The sequence below is a fragment of the Wolbachia endosymbiont of Madathamugadia hiepei genome, from assembly GCF_013366855.1.
Taxonomy (GTDB): domain Bacteria; phylum Pseudomonadota; class Alphaproteobacteria; order Rickettsiales; family Anaplasmataceae; genus Wolbachia.
Genome location: NZ_WQMP01000179.1, coordinates 1 through 1,610, shown reverse-complemented (window position 1 = coordinate 1,610; position 1,610 = coordinate 1). Strand labels below are relative to the sequence as shown.

The following is a 1,610-nucleotide window of genomic DNA, read 5'->3' as shown; positions in this document are numbered from 1 at the left end:
CATGAAAACATTGAGTATTTGGGTTAATTGCATTTTTAAACTTGCCTAATTTTACTTCGTACTCATTTCGTGTGTCTATTACTAAAACGTCAGGTCGAGAGATAAAATCATCCCAATACTCTGGATCAACATATTTGCCTCTAAGAGAAATATCGAGATTGTCTACACCGAGGTTTACAATTTCTCTTTTTAACCTCACTTTCATCTTACTAAATGGTTGATATTCTGCTGCACTTTCTTTCCACGTAAGATCTTTCAGCCTATAATCAGAACGTAGAAAATCAAATGTTTTATCAATTGCGCTTCTTCCACCGGATATGGTTGCGTTGATGCCTTCCTCTGCAAGGAGTATAGTACCCCTCAGCTCAACGTCATCGCATGCAGCTTTTATTTCATCTTTCATGTCATAATAGTTAAAGAGTTCTACAAAATGGTAGAAAGTTGCTATGACAAAGCTCATGATTATTAACTTATCAACTTAGAATATAATATATAAAATTATAAAGATATTCAACTCTGGATATCTTCAGCTTTTGTATATAACATTTTAATATTAAGTATGGATTGAATTTAATGTTTTTAAGAATATTTAAAAATATATTCTTATTTCTAGTAAGTATATTATTTATTTGCCCTATATTATCGTTAATATCGATTCTATTTACAAAATCGGCAGATTCTGGGTGGGTAATCAGTACACTTTTTCCTGAATACATACTGAATACGTTAATCTTGATGATAGGAATTGGAAGTATATCTTTTATATTTGGAGTGATACCAGCGTGGCTCACCACATTTTTTTCATTTCCTGGGAGTAGAATTTGTGAGATTGCTTTATTTTTTCCGTTATCGATTCCTGGATATATAGTAGCGTTTGTCTATGTAAACACGCTAGAGTTTTCAGGTCCGATTCAGAGTTTGTTAAGAGAAATTTTAGAGTGGAGCAAAGGCGATTATTGGTTTCCCGAGATCAAATCTTTAGGTGGTGGAATATTAGTGATGGGATTCAGTTTATATCCATACGTTTACATATTGGTCCGCTCAAGTCTAAGGAACGTTAGCAACTCAGTTACTATTGCATCGACACTTGGGTTCTCCTCACTGCAGAGCTTGTTTTCTGTCATAATACCCTCTATACGTCCATCAATTATAGCTGGATTATCCTTGGTGCTAATGGAAGTAATTACGGATTTTGGTACACCGCAGTTTCTTGCAATTGACACTTTTACAACAGGAGTATATCGCACCTGGTTTTTGCTGCATGATAAATATTCAACTACTGTTTTAGCAGTTGCAGAATTGATCTTCATTGCAACACTAATAACTATTGAAAAAATCCTGCAAAAAAGGGGGATCTCCTATTCTGCAATCAGTACTAATTCAGACTACCACAACAAGCGCAGTATAAATGGTACTGTGCCATTGATCTTTGCTTATATCATGTGTGTATTGCCGATATTAATAGGCTTTGCTTTACCAATTATTCCACTGATATATTGGAGTATAGAGAAGGGATTTTTCATATATGAGGCAAGATTCTATAGCATAATAGCAAATAGCTTTAGTTTATCATTTGTTACCGCGCTAATCTCGATTAGCATTGCAATAAT

2 protein-coding genes are annotated in these 1,610 nt (G+C 34.2%); one reads left to right on the top strand and one right to left on the bottom strand.

All coding sequences use genetic code 11. From position 1 onward, the window contains the following. A partial coding sequence (gene trhO / locus GO685_RS05170) for an oxygen-dependent tRNA uridine(34) hydroxylase TrhO (RefSeq protein WP_458695296.1) occupies positions 1-460 on the bottom strand: 460 nt, incomplete at its 3' end. 113 nt (positions 461-573) lie between these two features. Between trhO and GO685_RS05165 the strand changes: the two genes are divergently transcribed. Beyond that, positions 574-1,610, top strand: a 1,037-nt coding sequence (locus tag GO685_RS05165; protein ID WP_175937860.1) for an ABC transporter permease, incomplete at its 3' end; no start/stop codon positions are given.